General features: G+C 65.2%; 15 protein-coding genes. 8 read left to right on the plus strand and 7 right to left on the minus strand.

Annotated elements, in window-relative coordinates; translation table 11 throughout:
• The first annotated feature begins 163 nt into the window (after positions 1-163).
• From glgC to ACNJYB_RS28630, 3 genes are all read left to right on the plus strand, one after another.
• On the plus strand, positions 164-1,426 hold the full coding sequence (gene glgC / locus ACNJYB_RS28620; protein ID WP_439369891.1) for a glucose-1-phosphate adenylyltransferase: 1,263 nt from the start codon (positions 164-166) through the stop codon (positions 1,424-1,426).
• Positions 1,423-2,877 carry a glycogen synthase GlgA gene (gene glgA / locus ACNJYB_RS28625; RefSeq protein ID WP_439369892.1) on the plus strand — a complete coding sequence of 485 codons (1,455 nt, stop codon included), beginning with the start codon at positions 1,423-1,425 and terminating at the stop codon, positions 2,875-2,877. The genes glgC and glgA overlap by 4 nt, the downstream gene beginning before the upstream one ends.
• 261 nt (positions 2,878-3,138) lie before the next feature.
• On the plus strand, positions 3,139-3,399 hold the full coding sequence (locus tag ACNJYB_RS28630) for a SemiSWEET transporter (protein ID WP_183241954.1): 261 nt from the start codon (positions 3,139-3,141) through the stop codon (positions 3,397-3,399).
• Positions 3,400-3,591: 192 nt separating this feature from the next.
• On the opposite strand, the gene ACNJYB_RS28635 is transcribed toward ACNJYB_RS28630, so the two are convergent.
• On the minus strand, positions 3,592-4,386 hold the full coding sequence (locus ACNJYB_RS28635) for a DODA-type extradiol aromatic ring-opening family dioxygenase (protein WP_439369893.1): 795 nt from the start codon (positions 4,384-4,386) through the stop codon (positions 3,592-3,594).
• A gap of 157 nt (positions 4,387-4,543) precedes the next feature.
• On the opposite strand from ACNJYB_RS28635, the gene ACNJYB_RS28640 reads away from it, so the two are divergent.
• Positions 4,544-4,723, plus strand: a complete 180-nt coding sequence (locus ACNJYB_RS28640; RefSeq protein ID WP_027547875.1) for a hypothetical protein — start codon at positions 4,544-4,546, stop codon at positions 4,721-4,723.
• Between the two features lie 7 nt (positions 4,724-4,730).
• Here ACNJYB_RS28640 and ACNJYB_RS28645 read toward each other — a convergent pair whose 3' ends face one another.
• Together ACNJYB_RS28645 and ACNJYB_RS28650 are read right to left on the minus strand one after the other, a co-directional pair.
• Entirely contained in the window at positions 4,731-6,206 is a 1,476-nt protein-coding gene (locus tag ACNJYB_RS28645; protein WP_439369895.1) for a carboxylesterase/lipase family protein, read from the minus strand.
• A 273-nt stretch (positions 6,207-6,479) separates the two neighbouring features.
• Positions 6,480-6,728, minus strand: a complete 249-nt coding sequence (locus tag ACNJYB_RS28650; RefSeq protein ID WP_439369896.1) for a hypothetical protein — start codon at positions 6,726-6,728, stop codon at positions 6,480-6,482.
• Between the two features lie 190 nt (positions 6,729-6,918).
• Between ACNJYB_RS28650 and ACNJYB_RS28655 the strand changes: the two genes are divergently transcribed.
• From ACNJYB_RS28655 to ACNJYB_RS28665, 3 genes are all read left to right on the plus strand, one after another.
• Entirely contained in the window at positions 6,919-9,609 is a 2,691-nt protein-coding gene (locus tag ACNJYB_RS28655) for a flavin-containing monooxygenase (RefSeq protein WP_439369897.1), read from the plus strand.
• A 131-nt stretch (positions 9,610-9,740) separates the two neighbouring features.
• The gene (locus ACNJYB_RS28660; protein WP_439369898.1) at positions 9,741-10,013 is read left to right on the plus strand and encodes a hypothetical protein; all 273 of its coding nucleotides are present in this window, start codon (positions 9,741-9,743) and stop codon (positions 10,011-10,013) included.
• An 84-nt stretch (positions 10,014-10,097) separates the two neighbouring features.
• Positions 10,098-10,403 carry a hypothetical protein gene (locus tag ACNJYB_RS28665; protein ID WP_439369899.1) on the plus strand — a complete coding sequence of 102 codons (306 nt, stop codon included), beginning with the start codon at positions 10,098-10,100 and terminating at the stop codon, positions 10,401-10,403.
• A 269-nt stretch (positions 10,404-10,672) separates the two neighbouring features.
• Here ACNJYB_RS28665 and ACNJYB_RS28670 read toward each other — a convergent pair whose 3' ends face one another.
• The 4 genes from ACNJYB_RS28670 to ACNJYB_RS28685 all read right to left on the minus strand — a co-directional run bounded on the left by ACNJYB_RS28670 (position 10,673) and on the right by ACNJYB_RS28685 (position 16,456).
• On the minus strand, positions 10,673-10,828 hold the full coding sequence (locus tag ACNJYB_RS28670; protein ID WP_439369901.1) for a hypothetical protein: 156 nt from the start codon (positions 10,826-10,828) through the stop codon (positions 10,673-10,675).
• Positions 10,829-10,955: 127 nt separating this feature from the next.
• Positions 10,956-11,474, minus strand: coding sequence for a septal ring lytic transglycosylase RlpA family protein (locus tag ACNJYB_RS28675; RefSeq protein WP_439369902.1), 519 nt, complete (start codon positions 11,472-11,474; stop codon positions 10,956-10,958).
• A gap of 455 nt (positions 11,475-11,929) precedes the next feature.
• A complete protein-coding gene (locus ACNJYB_RS28680) occupies positions 11,930-13,525 on the minus strand; it encodes an NAD-dependent malic enzyme (RefSeq protein WP_439375668.1) in 1,596 nt (531 codons plus the stop codon).
• Positions 13,526-14,125: 600 nt separating this feature from the next.
• The gene (locus ACNJYB_RS28685; RefSeq protein WP_439369903.1) at positions 14,126-16,456 is read right to left on the minus strand and encodes a mechanosensitive ion channel domain-containing protein; all 2,331 of its coding nucleotides are present in this window, start codon (positions 16,454-16,456) and stop codon (positions 14,126-14,128) included.
• A gap of 890 nt (positions 16,457-17,346) precedes the next feature.
• Between ACNJYB_RS28685 and ACNJYB_RS28690 the strand changes: the two genes are divergently transcribed.
• A complete protein-coding gene (locus ACNJYB_RS28690; protein ID WP_439369904.1) occupies positions 17,347-18,066 on the plus strand; it encodes an MBL fold metallo-hydrolase in 720 nt (239 codons plus the stop codon).
• Positions 18,067-18,259 lie beyond the last annotated feature (193 nt).

Below are 18,259 nucleotides of genomic sequence, written 5' to 3' on the forward strand. Positions count from 1 at the left end.
CACGACGGCGCCGGGTCCCGGCGACCAGGGCAAAGCATTAAGCTTCCCGCGCGTTCGCAACCAACAACCATCTTCCTGATTTACTATTCCTACCGTTACTATCGGTTCCAATGGTGCGCGGCCGGGACGCATCGCGACGCGCCTGAGGTGTGGGGAGGATGGCATGAGTGCCGTGGGTAATGAGCCGCTCGCGCGTCAGGCGCTGGCGTTCGTCCTGGCTGGTGGACGTGGCAGCCGGCTGCTGGAGCTGACAGACCGGCGCGCCAAGCCCGCGGTCTATTTCGGCGGCAAGTCCCGCATCATCGATTTCGCGCTGTCGAACGCGGTGAATTCCGGCATCCGCCGCATCGCGGTCGCCACCCAGTACAAGGCGCACAGCCTGATCCGCCATCTCCAGATGGGCTGGAATTTCTTCCGCCCCGAGCGCAATGAGAGCTTCGACATCCTTCCCGCGAGCCAGCGCGTGTCCGAGAACATGTGGTATGTCGGCACGGCGGATGCGATCTACCAGAACATCGACATCATCGAGTCGCACGCGTGCCGCTTCATCGTCGTGCTGGCCGGCGACCACATCTACAAGATGGATTACGAGGTGATGCTGCGCCAGCACGTCGAGAGCGGCGCCGACGTCACCGTCGGCTGCCTGGAGATGCCACGCACCGAATCCTCGGGCTTCGGCATCATGCATATCGACGAGAACGGGTGGATCCAGCAGTTCCTGGAGAAACCGAAGGATCCGCCGCCGATGCCGGGCAAGCCGGACGTCTCGCTCGCCAGCATGGGCATCTATGTCTTCAATGCGAAATTCCTGTTCGACGAGCTCAAGCGCGACGCCGAGGACCCGAACTCGAACCACGATTTCGGCAAGGACATCATTCCCTATATCGTCAAGAACGGCCGCGCCATCGCGCACCAGTTCTCGACGTCATGCGTCCGCTCCGGCAGCGACGAGCGCGCCTACTGGCGCGACGTCGGCACGGTCGATGCCTATTGGGCCGCCAACATCGACCTCACCGACGTCGTGCCCGAGCTCGACCTGTTCGACCGCGCCTGGCCGATCTGGTCCTATGCCGAGATCACCCCACCGGCGAAATTCGTCCATGACGAGGAAAGCCGGCGCGGCCAGGCCGTGAGCTCGCTGGTCTCCGGCGGCTGCATCATCTCCGGCGCCTCGCTGCGCCGCTCGCTGCTGTTCACCGGCGTGCGCATCAACTCCTATGCCAATGTCGAGAACGCCGTGATCATGCCTTATGTGAATGTCGGGCGTGGCGCGCGGCTGAAGAACGTCGTGATCGACCGCGGGGTCGAGATACCCGAGGGCCTCGTCGTCGGGGACGATCCCGAGTTCGACGCCAAGCGCTTCCGGACCACCGAGCAGGGCGTCTCGCTGATCACCCAGCCGATGATCGACAGGCTCAATACATGACGCCTGTTCGCGTCCTCGCGGTCGCCTCTGAAGTCTACCCCATCGTCAAGACCGGCGGCCTTGCGGACGTCGCCGGCGCGCTGCCGATTGCATTGAAGGCGCATGGCGTCGAGATGCGCACGCTGATGCCGGGCTATCCCGACGTGATGCGGCTGGTGTCCGATGCGGAGGAAATCCGGCGCTGGCCGGATTATTTCGGCGGACCGGGCCGCCTGCTCGCCGGCTCCCGTGACGGGCTCGACCTGTTCGTGCTCGACGTGCCGCATCTCTATGCGCGACCGGGCAATCCTTACGTCACCGCCGAGGGCGTCGACTGGCCGGACAATGGCGTGCGTTTTGCGGCGCTGGCGCGCGTCGCGGCCGATATCGGCCACGGACTCGTGCCGGCGTTCGTGCCTGACGTCGTGCACGCCCATGACTGGCAGGCCGGGCTCGCGCCAGCCTATCTGCACTACGACAATCGCCCGCAGCCCGGCACCGTGATGACGATCCACAACATGGCCTATCAGGGCAAGTTCGCGCGCGAGCTGATCGGCGCGATCGGCCTGCCGTGGAGCTCCTTCGACGTCGACGGCCTCGAATATTTCGGCGGCATCAGCTTCCTCAAGGCCGGCCTGCAATTCGCCGATCGCATCACCACGGTGTCGCCGACCTACGCCCATGAGATCCAGAGCGACGAAGGCGGCATGGGGCTCGGCGGCGTGTTGCGTGCCCGCGCGGGCGCCCTGAGCGGCATCCTCAACGGCATTGACACCGAGGTGTGGAATCCGCAAACCGATCCCCACATCGCCTATCGCTTCGGCGCGCAGAACCTGACGTTCCGCGCCGCTAACAAGGCGGTGCTGCAGCAGCAGTTCAATCTCGATTGCTCCGACGAAGCACTGCTGCTCGGCGTCATCAGCCGGCTGTCCTGGCAGAAGGGGCTCGATCTTCTGCTCGAGGCCATTCCGACTATTTTGCGCGAAGGCATGCAGCTCGCGCTGCTCGGCAACGGCGACCGCGATCTCCAGGACCGTTATCAGGCTGCCGGGCGCGCCAATCCCGGCCGGATCGGCGTCGTGATCGGCTATGACGAGATCTTGGCGCATCTGATCCAGGCCGGCTCGGACGCGATTCTGGTGCCGTCGCGGTTCGAGCCGTGCGGCCTGACCCAGCTCTGCGCGCTGCGCTACGGCGCGGTGCCCATCGTGTCGCGCGTCGGCGGCCTCGAGGATACCATCGTCGATATCGGCGACGCCGACGTATCGGGGCGCGACGCGACCGGCTTCAAGTTCGGCCCGGTGACGGCGGATGCCTTCGCCGGTTCGCTGCGCAAGGCCAACACCGTCTTCCACGACAAGCTGACCTGGCGGCGGCTGCAACGAAGCGGCCTTGCGACCGACGTCTCCTGGCGCAACCGCGCCGGCGACTATGCCGCGCTGTATCGCAACCTGATCGCGGCCCGCGCTTGAGGGCGCAAGGCTCTCGTATGTGAAAAGCCTCCCTGCGGCCCCTCCTTCGAGACGCCCGCTGTAGCGGGCTCCTCAGGATGAGGGCGGAGTGCGTAGCGGCACTTTCGACGGACACCGATGCTGCTCAACCTCATCCTGATGAGGAGACCGCGAAACCCGGTCGCCTCGAAGGACGCGGCGCGCACAAGCTGCCGCCAGGAAGCCTTATGCGGCGCCCCCGCGAGAGGATGACCGACGTCGAATCCATGCTATAGAACCGGCATGGAACCCCTCATGATCAAGCTGATCGGCTTTGCCGCCGCCACCTGCACCACCGTGGCCTACGCGCCGCAAGCGATCAAGGTGTGGAAGACCCGCTCCACCGGCGACATCTCGCTCGGCATGTTCCTGGTGATGGTGCTGGGCCTCGCGCTCTGGCTCATCTACGGCCTGCTCTCGGGCGATGGCCCGCTGATCGCCTCGAACGCCGTCACCATGCTCCTCGCCGGCGGCATCCTGGTGATGAAGCTGCGATACGGGTGAGCGACGCTCCGCTCTTCATTCTCCCGTTGCGGGAGAAGGTGGGGCGAAGCGTCGGATGAGGGGTTCGCTCCACAAATTCACTGTGCGAGATTCCCGGGGCGGAGAGAGACCCCTCACCCGTCTCGCCGCTTGGCGGCGATCCACCCTCTCCCACAAGGGGAGAGGGTCAAGGCGCAATGCCGCTCCACGAACTCATCCAAACACATACGACGCCATCGCGACGCCCGCGACCTCGTCGACGAAGACGCGCTTGCCGACATCCTTGCCGGCGGCACCGGCGGCGACCATCAGCGGCAGCAGATGGTCCTCGCGCGGATGCGCCAGGCGTGCGCTCGGCGCGTTCTCCCACTCGACCAGCATGGCGTTGCGGCGCGCCGCATCCGGATTGCTGATCGCCTCGTTCAGATAGGCCTCGAAATCATACGAGACCGGCTTCGACTCCGGCCGGTTGAAGCCGCGCATGTTGTGATAGGTGAGCCCGCTGCCGACGATCAAAATGCCTTCGTCGCGGAGCGAAGTGATCGCCTCCCCGACCTTGATGTGCTCGGCCGCATCGTAGCTCGACTTCAGCGACAAGAGCACGATCGGCATGTCGGCGTTCGGATACATCAGGCCGAGCGGCACGAAGGTGCCGTGGTCAAAGCCCTGATTGGGATCTTCGCGGCAATCGAGGCCCGCGTGCTTGAGCAGCGCCCTTACCTCGGCGGCAAGCTCCGGCTTGCCAGGCGCCGGATATTTGAGATGATAGGTATGCTCGGGGAAACCGTAATAGTCGTACACCATCGGCGGATGCGCCGAGGTCGAGACGGTGAAGGCGTCGGCCTCCCAATGCCCGGTGATGACGAGCACGGCCTTCGGCTTCGCCGGGAGAAGCTGCGGCAGCCGGCCAAACTCCTCGGCGGTTTTGGCGTATTGCACCCGCCGGTCCTCCATGAAGGGCCACGGGCCGCCGCCGTGCGACAGGAAGAGGGTCGGAAATCGCGTCATGGGTAAAGGCTCGGCTCAAAGACAACATAGGTGCGTAGCGGCCGCAGGCGACCGGCGGCGAGCATAGGCAAACCCGTATGGTTAGCAAGCCGTTAACGATTTGCCTTCCAAAATCCCCGCCGTGGCCGAAGGAGCCGGTCAGAAGACGAGGACTGAGATGAGGAAGTTTGCGCTGGGGGACGTCGTCAACAGTGACAAGGGCCGCCGCGGCGTCGTTCGCGCCGCCTTCAAGTCGCGGGAAGGCCAGCAATTCTACGCGGTCGAGAAGGACGGCGCGATGGACTATCTCGAGGAAGACCGGCTGAGCCCGGCGCCGCGCGTCGAGCTCGCGGCCTAAGTCCAACTCATTTCCTGCTCTCATCTGCGAACCGGTCGAGGCGCTCCGCAAAGGGGTCGTCTCCGCTCGCGATGCGATCGTTCGCGATCAACAATAGGCGGTCGCGGTCTGCGGCCGCGTCCCAATGCGGCAGGTCCGGGCCGTTGGGATCGCCGCCTTTTGCAAAATTGATCCAGTAGCCGCGCATGCGGCTTGCGACCTCGCGATCGCGCCGCGACAGGATACCGGCCCCGGGCACGCCTTCGGCACCGAAGATGAATTGCAGCTCGCGTCCGTGACCACCTTCCGGATTGGCGCGTCGCGCCTCCGGCACATAGGCGAAGCGATAACGGAAGGTTGGCGCGCCCGTCGCAGCATGCAGGCGGGCCAGCAGCCGCACCGGCTCGGAGAACACCTTGTCGCTGTAGACTTGGGCTGCAAGGTCCGAAGGCCTGGCGAGGTCGGGATAGAGCTTGCGCAATTGTTCGGATGTCGCACCTGACGATGCAAGCGCCTCCGCGATCTCGGGTTCACTGTCGAATCCCGTCTCGTCATCGTTGGAGCCGATGATCATGGGAATCCGCTTCTCATGTCCGGCCGCAAAGCCGGCGGCAATGTCTTCCGTCACGAGACTCCCGTCGATCGCCGGCGCGAAGCCGCGCGGGGATTTCGCCAGCAGCTTCCGTTCGGCCGCAAGCAGCCGCACCGTCGGGATCGTGCGCGGATCGGTGTCATCCTGCCCGAGCGTCGCGACGAACTGCAGGCCGAACGCCTCTGCCTCCTGCCGGGAGCGCAGGCGCACGCGGCCGGGCGGCGATTGCAGGATGGCTTTCTGAAACAGCTCGCGCGTCTCGCCGCACAGCATCAACAACGCGATCGATGTCGCACCCGCGCCACTGCCGAACAGCGTGACGTTGCCGGGATCGCCGCCGAACGCCGCGATATTGTCGTGCACCCAGCGCAGCGCCGCGACCTGGTCCATCAGACCGTAGTTTCCCGAGCCGCCTTGCGACAGCGCGGGATGCGTGAGCCAGCCGAGCACGCCGAGACGATAATTCACGGTGACCACGATGAGACTGGCCTGCGCGAGCCTGGCACCGTCGAACAGCGGATCGTTCGCGGTGCCGCCGACGAAGCCGCCGTCATGGATGAACACCATCACCGGCAGCGGGCCGTCGACGCCGAACGGACGGAATACGTTGAGCGTGAGGCAATCCTCGCGCGCGCTTGGCAGCGACGGTTGAAGGCACGGCGCAGCGTACTCATAGGCCGTGCGCATCTCCGAGCTTTCCACGGTCGCCTCTGGCGGACGCCAGCGCAGCGGCCCGACCGGCGGGGCCGCATAAGCCAGTCCCTTGAAGAAAGCCACCTCGCCTTCGACGCCGCCGAGCATCTGGCCTTCGCGCGTCAGCGCAAACGGAAACTGTCCGACCGGCTGGGCTGCGGCCGGGCCGGCAAGGCAAAGGCATGCGGAAGCCGTAACGAGCGCAAGCAGGGACCGCATCTTGGAGGATCTCGATGCGCGGAAGGTCTCCTGGAAGGTTACGTCTGCGATACGCGAACAGGCAAGCCGCCTCTAACCTCTCCCCGCTTGCGGGGATAGGTCGGATTGCATCGAAGATGCACTCCGGGAGAGGGGGTACAGGTATCTCGGCAGATGTACGTGTGGAGCGAGGCCCCTCGCCCCAACCCACTCAGCGCGAGCGAAGCTCGTCGCGGCCCCGCAAGAACGGGGCGAGGGAGCGCAGCGTCGCGGCAGCGAAAAGCTGCGCCACAGCTAACCGCCCTTGGCAATGATCTCCGCCAGCGCGCGGCGCGCGATGATGCCGAGTTCACCGAGCGTGGAGTGTCCCGCCTGCGCCGCCTCGATCAGGCGCTCGGCGATGAACCTGCGGCTGTCGTGATCGCCGCCATGCGGCAATTGGCGACACGTCTGCTCCAGGACGACGTCCATGTTGGCTTTGGTCCGTTCACTCAACTCTGTCATGACGCCCGGCCGGCACGCGTGGCTTGTAGCCGCAAGCATACACAGACGGATCGGGCATGATTAGCCCGGACAATCACGGCCATTGTGCATCGCGATGCGTGCAATGGGGCCAACGTTCGCGCGGCCACGGCACCATCGAAATCGACTACCGACGATTGCACTTGCTCTGATGACAAGCCGAGCCTGCAGGACTAGCCTGCCGGCAAAACAAAACGCGGGAGGAAATGCCATGCCGGAAGCAATGGTTGCTGCGCGTGAGTCCAAAGCGGCGAATGGAACAGCCCAGCAAGTCGACGTCGCCGTGGTCGGCGCCGGATTTGCCGGCCTCTATCTTCTCCACCGCCTGCGCAAGGCCGGATTCACGGCGGTTGGCCTCGAAGAGGCCGGCGATGTCGGGGGAACCTGGTACTGGAACCGCTATCCCGGCGCGCGCTGCGATATCCAGACCCTCGACTACAGCTACACCTTCGATCCCGAACTCGAGGCGGCCTGGACCTGGTCGGAGAAATACGCGACCCAGCCCGAGATCCTGCGCTACCTCGGCTTCGTCGCGGACCGATATGATCTCCGCCGCGACATCCGCTTCAAGACCAGGGTCACCGAAGCCAGATGGGACGAGGCCACCGAGCGCTGGCAGCTCACCACCGACAATGGCGCGCCTGTTTCCTGCCGCCATTACATCATGGCCACCGGCTGCCTGTCCGCGCCCAAGCCGCCGGAGATCGACGGCGTCAAGGACTTCGAGGGCGAGGTCTATTTCACCGGGCGCTGGCCGCATGACGGCGTCAATCTCGCCGGCAAGCGCGTCGCCGTGATCGGCACGGGATCGTCGGCGATCCAGTCGATCCCGCTGATCGCCGAACAGGCCGCGCATCTCACCGTGTTCCAGCGTACGCCGAATTTCGCGCTGCCGGCGCACAATGGCCCCGCTCCAGACGACCGCATGAGCCTGCTGCAGGGCAACCGCGCGGCCTATCGCGAGCAGGCGCGGCAGTCGATGGCCGGCGTGCCCTATCCGCAGCAGACCGTCGTGAGCTGGCAATTGAGCGACGCCGAGCGTCGTGAGCGGTTCGAACGCGCCTGGGCCGCCGGCGACCTCGTCCACATCCTGACGCAGCTCTGGGCCGACCAGGCCGTCGATGTCGACGGCAACAAGATCGTCCAGGACCTGATCCGCGAGAAGATCCGCGCCGCCGTGAGGGATCCCGAGACCGCCGCGGCACTCACGCCGCATGACCATCCCTTCGGCGCCAAGCGGCCCTGTCTCGACACCAATTACTACGCCACCTACAACCGGCCGAACGTCACGCTGGTCAATCTGCGCCAGGAGCCGATCAAGGCGATCACCGCGAGCGGCATCTCCACGAACGGCCGCAGCTTCGAGCTCGACGTCATCGTGTTCGCGACCGGCTTCGACGCCATGACCGGAGCGATCCGCGCCGTGCATCCGATCACCGGGCGCGCCGGCAAGTCGCTCAGCGATGTCTGGGCGCAGGGGCCGCAGACCTATCTCGGGCTCACGGTGGAAGGCTTCCCGAACTTCTTCATGATCACCGGCCCCGGCAGCCCGTCGGTGCTGTCGAACATGGCGGTATCGATCGAGCAGCATGTCGACTGGGTCGTCGATCGCCTTGCCGCGTTGCGCGATGCCGGCTTCACCACGATGGAGCCGACCGAGACGGCGCAGGCCGGCTGGGACCGGCACATGGCCGACTGCTCGATGCTGACGCTGCACCGGCTCGCCAACACCTGGTACACGGGCGCCAACGTGCCCGGCAAGGTGCAGGGCCTGATGCCCTATACCGGCGGCGTCGGCCCCTATCGCAGCATCTGCGACGAGGTCGTCAGCCGCGGCATGCTCGGCTTCAAGCTCACCGGCCCCAATGGCGCCGCGCAATGCAATGACGGCGAGGTGGTGCGGCTGCAGCCGGATGTGCGGCTGGTGCTGAACCTGCTGGCAACGCTCAACCTGCCGCCGATCGAGTCGATGGGCGCAGCAGGCGCGCGCGCCTTCGTCAACGAGTTCAACAAGGGCCGTCCCGCCGGACGGCCGATCGGCGAGATCGTCGACGGCACCCTGCCCGGTGGCGACCGCCCGCTGCCCTACCGCGTCTTCAAGCCCGCGACCGCGGGGCCGCACCCGGTCGTGGTCTATTTCCACGGCGGCGGCTGGGTGCTCGGCGACGAGCAGTCGGACGAGCCGTTCTGCCGCGACATGGTGCGCAGGACCGGCATGATGTTCGTCAGCGTCGGCTATCGCCACGCGCCGGAGCATCGCTTCCCGGCGGCGGCCGAAGACGGCTATGCGGCAACGCGCTGGATCGCCGAGCACGCAACCGAACTCGGTGGCAGGCCGGGGCCGGTGCTGGTCGCTGGCTGGAGCGCGGGCGGCAACATCGCCGCCGTCACCTGCCAGCTTGCGCGTGATCGCGGCGGACCCGAGATTGCGGGCCAGTTGCTGATCTGTCCGGTCACCGACTGCAGCTTCGATCGCCCTTCCTACAACGACAATGCGACCGGCTATTTCCTGACGCGCTCGCTGATGTACTGGTTCTGGGACCTCTACTGCTCACCGGCCGACCGCACCGATCCGCGCGTCTCGCCGCTGCGCGGCAAGGTCGCGGGCCTGCCGCCGGCCTTCGTCGTCACCTGCGAGTTCGATCCGCTGCGCGACGAAGGCATCGCCTATGCCGAGGCGATGCAGGCTGCCGGCGTCCCGGTCGAGCAACTCAAGGCGCGCGGCCATTTCCACTCGTCTTTCACGATGGTCGACGTGGTGATCACGGGCGCCCCAGGCCGGGTGCAGATGGCCGAAGCCCTGCGGCGCTTTGCCGGGCTTCCGCCGGAGGTCAGTCGCGGCGATGAGAACAGCCAGGGTCATGCGAGCCCGGCGCACAAGATCGCGGCAGCTGCGAGCTGAGGCGGGCCGGAGCAGCCCGGAACCTTTTCCCGGCTGCTGCGTTAGGTGGCCGTGGCTTTGAGATGCAGCGATAGGCGTAGGCCCCGGCGCGCAAACCCGCGCGCTGGGGTTCTTTTTGCGTGAGGGGGACGATGGGGGACGTTGTTGCGGAGTCAAAAGTCGATTTCGGCGCGCTTGCGGCCCTGCATAAATGGCCGTCGCTGGCCAACCAGCGCCGCCCGGACCGCGAGCCCTATCAGGTGAGCGAGGGGACGCTCGACGAATGCATCTCGGCCTTCATGCAGAAGCCGGCGGCAACCCGGCACCTCTATGAGATTCGCACGGCGCCGCAGCCGCCGCTGGTGACCGCCGTTCTCTCACCCGAGCACGTCATCGAGCTGTCGCGCTTGCGGGAATTTCTCTGACGGCCTTCACAAGCACGTGCGCAGGAACCTTCTTCCGGTTTTTCCCGTTATCGGGGATCGGAAGTCAAATCGTGAGCGCCTCACATGCTTGAAGCTGGCGTTGCATCTCCCGTCGTGCCCTATGGCGCGGACCAAACTCTCTTCGTCGTCGTCGACCGTCTCGACCTTGCGACTGAAGTCCGCATCGAGCGCAGCGATCTCGAAACCACCATCGGCGAGTTCGTCGCCGGCTGCTTCAACGATCCCGTCAAGGTGATCTCGTTCAATACGCTCGAACACTGGATGAAGGACATCTCAAGCGACGTCGCCGGGGCGATAAAGGCACGCTGCGACATCTATGGCATAGAGCTGCCCGACTATCTCAGCGACTTCGTCGAGAGCCATAGCTGAGGGCGCATCGCGCCTCAAGCGTTTCAAATCCCAGGCAATAAAAAAGCGCCGCGTCCGCGGCGCTTTTCGTGTGGCAACCTCAGTGGTGCCAGAACAATGCCAGCAGCAGAATGATCGGCAGCGGCACGCCAAGCAACCAAAGCAATGCACCTCGTCCAAATCCCATGATGTCCTCCTCCTCTCTCACGCCCAAATGACGCAGGAGTCGAGCGGAAGTTCCCCGCTTCGCGGGAAGGACGAATGCGCCTACAGCATGGGTTACGGGAGTCTTATGCGCGCCGATACTTGCCGGTGATGGCCTCGATCTCGCGGCGGCGTTCGCCGGCGAAGGTCAGAAGCTTTTCGATCGTCAGCGTATCCGTGATCCTCTTGGCGAGCCGCTCGGCACGTGCGGCCTGATCTTCGAGATACTGGATCGTGTTCAAGCGTCCGCCTCCACAAAAGCCCCGATTTGTTTGGGCAACCATGGTGCTTGAGAAGCGCCTAACAGCCGGTTAAGCGCGACGCCTAACACCCGGTTGAGCGCGGCGCCTCACCTCGACGAACCGCGCTTCATCGCACGACGTCGAGGCGGACATTGGCAAGGCCTTTGTCGACCATGCCGAGCGCTTCGGCCGCGGACGGCGAGATGTCGACCACACGCCCGCGAACGAAGGGGCCGCGATCGTTGACCCGGACGGTCACGAAGCGGCCGGAGGACACGTCGGTGACGCGCAGCTTGGTGCCGAACGGCAGCGTGGGATGCGCCGCGGTCAATTCGTTCTTGTCGAACTTCTCGCCGCTCGCGGTTTCAGTGTCCGAGTAGAAGCTGGCGAGGCCATGCGATGCGGTTCGCCTTGCCTCACCACCGGGGACGCGCGCCCGGCTGATCGGCCGCGGGTGCAGCGCCGCCACGCGGTGCGGCCGCTCGATTGCGGCCTGCCGGGTCGTGCCGGCGAGATCGGCTTTCTGGCGGCCGACCGGCGACTGCGCGCAGGCGGCGAGAGATGCGGCACCCAGGACAGCGAGCAGCAAGCGGCTCGAGGTTGCCAGCGACATTCGGGCAGTTTCGGCACGTGCAATGCGAGACATGATGCGCCCTCCGAACAACCGCAAGTTTCGGTGGGCAATCGGGGCAGAACCTTGTCGGAACAAAAGCGGCCTTGCGGCCCGCCATCGTTTCGCGCCGGCTGTGACGATTCCATCACAGTGGATGTCCCGAATTGGGACAGATCAGCGGACCATCTGCACGATACGGTGCGCAAACACACGCGTTCGGCGGGGCCTGGCCGATCTCGACGTCGCCCCGGAGTCGGATGGACTTTCGACGCGGCTAGCAGGGTGCCCTGCCCTCACCCGGATTGCGCCGGACGATGCTTCGCATCGCCGGAGCGATCCGACCTCTCCCCGCAGAAGAGGGGAGAGGTTAAGGGGGCAGGCTGGTTTCACTCCCTCTCCCGTCCTTACGGGCGCCGCGACGAGCTTCGCTCGCGACGAGAGGGTGGGGTGAGGGGCTATCTCGGCCAACTCAGCTGAAATTGTCAGCCTCAGTACTTTGGCTCATACATCTCCGACTGGACCAGGGCCTTCACGTCGTTCGGCGCGGGTCCGTCCGCCAAGCCACGCTGATAGGCAACGTCTGCGACGGCAGCGGCGATGCGGACCGAGACCTCGCGGATGCGGGGCAGCGCCGGATAGAGGCTGCCCTGGGCGAGGTCCTCCTTGCCGACGCAATCGGCGAGCGTATGGGCGGCCGCCATGAACATCTCGTCCGTCACCAGCCTGGAGCCGCTGGCGATGACGCCGAGGCCGACGCCGGGGAAGATGTAGGAGTTGTTGCCCTGGCGCGGCACGAAGGTGCGCCCGCTGAGCGTGACCGGATCGTAGGGGCTGCCGCAGGCGAACAGCCCGCGGCCCTCGGTATAGCGATAGGCGTCCTCCGCCGAGCATTCCGCCTTCGAGGTCGGATTGGAGAGCGCGAACACGATCGGCTGCTCGTTGAGCTCGGCCATCGCCTTCAGCACCTCGGGCGTGAAGGCGCCGCCGACCGCGGCCACGCCGATGATCGCCGTCGGCTTCAGCGTTTTGATCGCGGTGAGGAAGTCGGCAATCGGCGCTTGGCCGGTGTGAGCGTAGCGCAGCTTGTGACCGGAGAGACCTTCACGGCCGCTGACGACGAGGCCACGGGAATCCACCAGCCAGTTGCGCCGGAGCGCTTCGGCTTCCGTGGCGCCCTCCGCCATCATGGCGGAGACCACGAGATCGGCGATGCCGGTCGCCGCCTCGCCCGCGCCAAGGAACAGGATCTTCTGATCCTTCAGCTTGCCGCCGGAAACACGCAGGGCAGAGAACAGGCCGGCGAGCGCCACCGCAGCAGTACCCTGGATGTCGTCGTTGAAGACGCAGGCCTCGTCGCGATATTTGTGCAGCAGCTTGAAGGCCGAATGGTTGGCGAAATCCTCGAACTGGATCAGCACGCCAGGGAAGGTCTTTCGCGCGGCAGTCATGAACTCCTCGACGAAGCTGTCGTAAGCTTCGCCCGTGAGCCTGCGTTCGCGCAGGCCGATATAATAGGGATCGTTCAGGAGTTCTTCGTTGTTGGTGCCGACGTCGAGCAGGATAGGCAGGCACTGCTCGGGATGGACGCCGGCGCAGGCCGAATAGAGCGACAGCTTGCCGACCGGAATGCCCATGCCGTTGGCGCCGAGATCGCCAAGTCCCAAAATGCGCTCGCCGTCGGTGACGACGATCAGCTTGGCCGGATAGGGCCAGTTCTTCAGGATCTCGGCGATCTGGCCGCGATCGCGCGAGGAGATGAACATGCCGCGCGGTCGCTGGAAGATCAGGCCGTATTTCTGGCAGGCGAGCCCGACGGTCGGCGTGTAGATGATCGGCTGGATCTCGTCGATGTTGTCGACGACGACACGGAAGAACAGCGCCTCGTTGCGGTCGTGCAGCGCGTTCAGCGCGACGTATTTTTCGAGATCGGTCGGCAGCGTGCGCAGATTGGTGAGCACGCGCTCAGCTTGCGTCTCTATCGTCAGCACGCAGGGCGGCAGCAGGCCGCGCAGGCCGAGCGCCTCGCGCTCCGCTTCCGTGAAGGCGGTGCCCTTGTTGAGCAAGGGATCGCGCAGCAGCGTCATGCCGTGTGCGGTGTCGGATGATGTCGAATGGGCGCTGACCCGAGCAGGTCTATTCACGAAATCCCCCAGGGAGTTTCTTATTGAAGGGGCAACCATTGTCGGCCAGCGGTCCCCCGAGATCAAGGACGTTGCCATCGCAGCATCGATTGTGATCTCGCACCGCAGCGAGATTTTCGCCTATGGGTAGGGGAATCGCATATGGCGTGCACGATGCTGCGGCATCGCTCTGGGCTCCCTCTCCCGCTTGCGGGCAGGGAATCGCATATGGGAGTGATATCGCCTGTGGCCATCCTTCGAGACGCCCGCCGTTGGCGGGCCCCTCAGGATGAGGACCGAGTACGTTTCGCCAATTCAACGGGCTCTGATGCCACTTAGCCTCATCCTGAGGAGACCGCGAAGCGGTCGTCTCGAAGGACGAGGCGCGCGCTCAGCTCGCGCAAAGAGCCAAATGCGATAGCCCTACGCTTGCGGAGGAGGCTGGTGTGGGGGTGTCTCCGGGTTGGGATCGTTGAATTGTGGAGGGCATCTCTGCGTGGCGAGAGCCCTCACCCGCCGCGCGCTGCCGGACGAGGGCAGGCAAGCTGGAATTTTGCGGAGCCGCTATCCGATCGCCCGCCGCGGCGTCAGGTTGACGGCCCCCTCTGCCGGCGGCGCGACATGCATCAGAATGGTCTGGGTCGCGGAGGCAACCTCGATGCCGTGCTGCTGGAAGCGCAGCTTCATGCGGCGGTTGAATTCGCGCTGCACCGGCCAGCGGCCGGCCTCGGTGCAGCGGATCTGGCCGACGATCGAGACCATCGCGCCGTCGACCTTGTCGACGCCCCACAGCTCGAGATCGCCGCGGATCAGCGCGCGGAAGTCCGCTTCGCGCCGCATCTCCTCGACGATGTCCTTGAGGATCTGGCCGGCGCGGTCGGTGTCCTCCTTGTAGGCGACGTTGACGCTGACGGAGGCGTTGCCGGCGCCTCGGCTGGCATTGGTGATGGTGGTGACCGCGCTGAACGGCACGATGTGCACCGCGCCGTCGCCGGCGCGAAGCCTGATGGTGCGGATCGAAACGTTCTCGACGACGCCCGAAAGGCCGGACACGCTGACGGTGTCGCCGACCTGCACCGTGTTCTCCAGCAGCAGGAACAGGCCGGTGATGAGGTCCTGGACCAGCTTCTGCGAACCGAAGCCTATGGCGATGCCGACGATGCCGGCGCCCGCCAGCAGCGGGGCGACATTGACGCCGATCTCGCTCAGCGCGGTGAGGCCGACCACAGTCGCGATCACACAGAGCAGCGCAGTGCGCAGCATCGGCTGGAAGGTGCGCAGGCGCGCCGCGCGGGCGTAATGCCCGTCGCGCGACAGCGCATTGATCTGGCGATCGAGCAGCGCATTGCTGATTTCCCAGATCGCAGCGGCGATGAACACGGCAATGCCGATCGTCACCACCGCCGAGATCAGCCGGCCGCCGACCTGGCCGCCGTAGAACCAGACGATGGCGTCCACGCCCCAGACCTCGAGCACGGCCACGAAGCCGATGAAGGCGATTACGCCCGAGACGACCTTGCGCAGCAGCGGCAGATAGCGGTTGGCGCGGGTCTCCAATCCCGGAAAGCGCTGCAGGATCTCCGGCTTGATGCGGAAGCCGCGGTCGATCAGCCCCAGCGTCAGCATGATGGCGACGCGCGTGATCAGCGCCACCACGATGGTGCCGACGAAATACTGCAGCAGCAGCGAGTAGCCGTTGCGGATGTTGAGCGCCCACACCGCCCATAGCGCCAGATCGAGCGCGATGGCGAGATAGTGCCAGCCGCCGGCAATGCGATTGCGCATGCCGGCCGCGATGCCCTGCCGGTCGGCCGGCGCGCGGATGGCTGCAGCGACCTGGCGACGACATTGCAGAATGATGACGACGATGAAGAGGTGCACGACCAGCATCACCATGCGCAGCAGCGCGGCGTAACCGGCGCGATGCAGGCCGAGCAGCAGCGCCACATTGGCGAAGGCGATGCCGGTGACGCCGACACCGACGATGCGGCGTGCCCAGATCTCGATATAGGCCGCCGTCTCGGCCCGCACCGGAAACAGGCCGAACGGCCCCGCCAGCGCCCGGACCAGGCAGATCAGCCCGCGCGAGAACGCGTAGGCGTTGACGACCGCCAGGATCACGAGGCGGACGGTCGTGGGCTCGCCGATCTCCGTTCCCAGCAGCGCGGTGGCGATGCAGACGAATACCAACACGGGAAGCAGCTCGAGCACGAAACGGCTGAGCACGAAGGGCAGCCGCAGCATGACCTGCCAGATCCGCGCCAGGCTGTGACGTCGCTTCTGCAACTCAGGGGCCGGCGTCACGTCGGCGACCGACGATGGCGGATCGGCGATCGGCAGCGCCTGCGCCGGCAGGCGGGCGGTCTGCGGCACGCGTCCTTCCAGGAATACGACCGGGCGGCGGATCAGGCGGAAGATCACCCATTCGGCCGCGAGGGCGCAGCCGAGCACGAGCGCCAGCTTCCAGGCGATCTCGAACAGGAGGTTGTAGGCCGCCGGATCGTTCGCGGTGCGCATGATCCAGTAATAGAAGGCCGGGAAATGCGTGATCGTCCGCGCCATGCGGGCGATCTCGCTCGAGATCTCGCCGATCTGCTCGGACACCGTGAGCATGAGCTGCGCACCGAGGCCGTCGGCCGCAAGCGGGATCGGCGATTTCGGTTCGGGCTCAGCCTGCTGCGGACCGGACGCATTGGCGATCGCGCGCAGCGTGTCGATCATCTGTGCGCGCTTCTTGTCGTCCTGAAGGGTCTCCAGCGCGCGCTTCGCCTCGTCGGGCGACAGCGCGGCCGCACCCTTGGCTTCCGGCGCGGGCGGCGCGGCGCGAGCCGGGGAGAAAGACGAGATGACAAGGAAGAGCGCTGCGAGAAGCGCCGGGACAAGCTTAGGCGACACGCGGATTCCCTGAAAAATGAATGCGCCTGCGGCGACAGGACCGTCCCCGCCGAAGCACTTGCGTCATGTCGGATGACAGCTATTCGCCGCGACCCTGTGTCGGAAATTGGCCTTTGAGGCGACATTCTCTTGGCATTTGCCGCAATGCAGGATCAGAGCAGGCGCCGTCTCGGCCAGGAGAAACCCCATTCAAACGCTGCGCGCGCGAAGGGCTCGCCCGTCATTCCGGGGTTCGGCCCGGAATGACGGCGAGGAGGAGGAGGAGAGTGAACAGAAGATGGAAATGCATTCGTCGAGGCGGCCTTGGAGCTGCCATCAAACGATCGATGTGATGCAAATTACAGCGCCGGGAAGGTAGGGGCTATGCCTCACTGATGCAGCCCGCTAAACCTTGACCCGGCGTGCCGTTCGCGGTTTGCACCGCTATGCGATAGTCCGAACGAGCTCCATCGCAATTAACGCGGCTGGATTTGCGGAGGTGGTGTCATAGACCTCCCCTTGCTCTGAGGTGGACGTTACGCGTCGCGTATTCCGCGACCGTGGCCATGCTCCTCCTGCGACATAAAACTGTCAAGCGGGATCAATGGCTCTCAAATCACATTTGCTGCAGCGTTCCACATTGTTCCGGCACAGATTGGCCGGCGAAACAGCGGAATAAATCCCTCGACGCAGCGTTGGTGTCGAAGGAGTATTCCATTCCCGCCTCTCCGTCGTTTCAGAAGCCCAGAAATGAAAGTATTGCTTTGCATCCCCGTTCTCTCTCGTGACCGGATCGGCTTCCGCGCAGACTCCACCGCAGACCTCGACCACGAAGGTCGACGGCACCGACAACGTCTACGTCTTCCGCTACGGCGGACATCAGTCGATGTTCGTGGTGACGCCGCAGGGCCGTGATCGCGACCGATCCGATCTCGTATCTGCGGCCCGCGAAGCCCTATATCGACGCGATCAAGGCCGTCACCGACAAGCCGATCAAATACGTCATCTACAGCCACCATCATTACGACCACCTCGCCGGCGGCCAGCCCTTCAAGGATCTCGGCGCCACCTTCATCGCGCACCGGCGAGCCAGGGAACGCCTGCTCGAGCTGAAGAAGCAGAAGTCCCTGCTCCCCGACGTCGTGATGCCGGATCAGGTGGTGGACGACAAGAAGAGCATCACGCTCGGCGGCACCACGCTGGAGCTGAACTATGTCGGCCGCAATCATTCCGACAACTCGCTGGTGATGCGGCTGCCCAAGGAGAAGATCGTCTTCGTGGTCGACTTCGCGCCGATCGAGAGCGTCCAGTTCCGCAACATCCCCGACAATGCCTCGCCGCTGGAGTACATCGCCTCGCTGAAGAAGCTGGCCTCGCTCGACTGGGAGCGCATGATTCCCGGCCATCCCTATGCCGGCGGGCGCTTCGGCACCAAGAAGGACGTCGACGACGACATCGCCTACATGGAGGACCTCTCCGCCGAGGTGAAGAAGGCGGCGGACGCCGGCAAGTGCTTCGACGCCGCGATGAAGGAGGTGAAGCTGCCGAAATACGAGAAGTGGGCGAATTACGAGGCGAGCCTTCCGGCCAATGTCGAGCGCTTCTGCTACTGGTGGGGACGCGGATACTGAGAGTCGGCTTGCCAGGACGCGACGAACTTCGGCTTTGCCCACCCTGCCCGGTCCCCGGCGATGATGGCATCATACCCCTGTTTTGCCCGACGGGTCAAACGGACTTCTTGAAATCCGAACAACACCCCGCCAAGCCATTCATTCCGCTGGCACCGCCTACTGTGCATGGGGTTGTTTTCGTGCTTTTGTCCAT

The organism is Bradyrhizobium sp. SMVTL-02 (genome assembly GCF_051853005.1).
GTDB lineage: Bacteria > Pseudomonadota > Alphaproteobacteria > Rhizobiales > Xanthobacteraceae > Bradyrhizobium.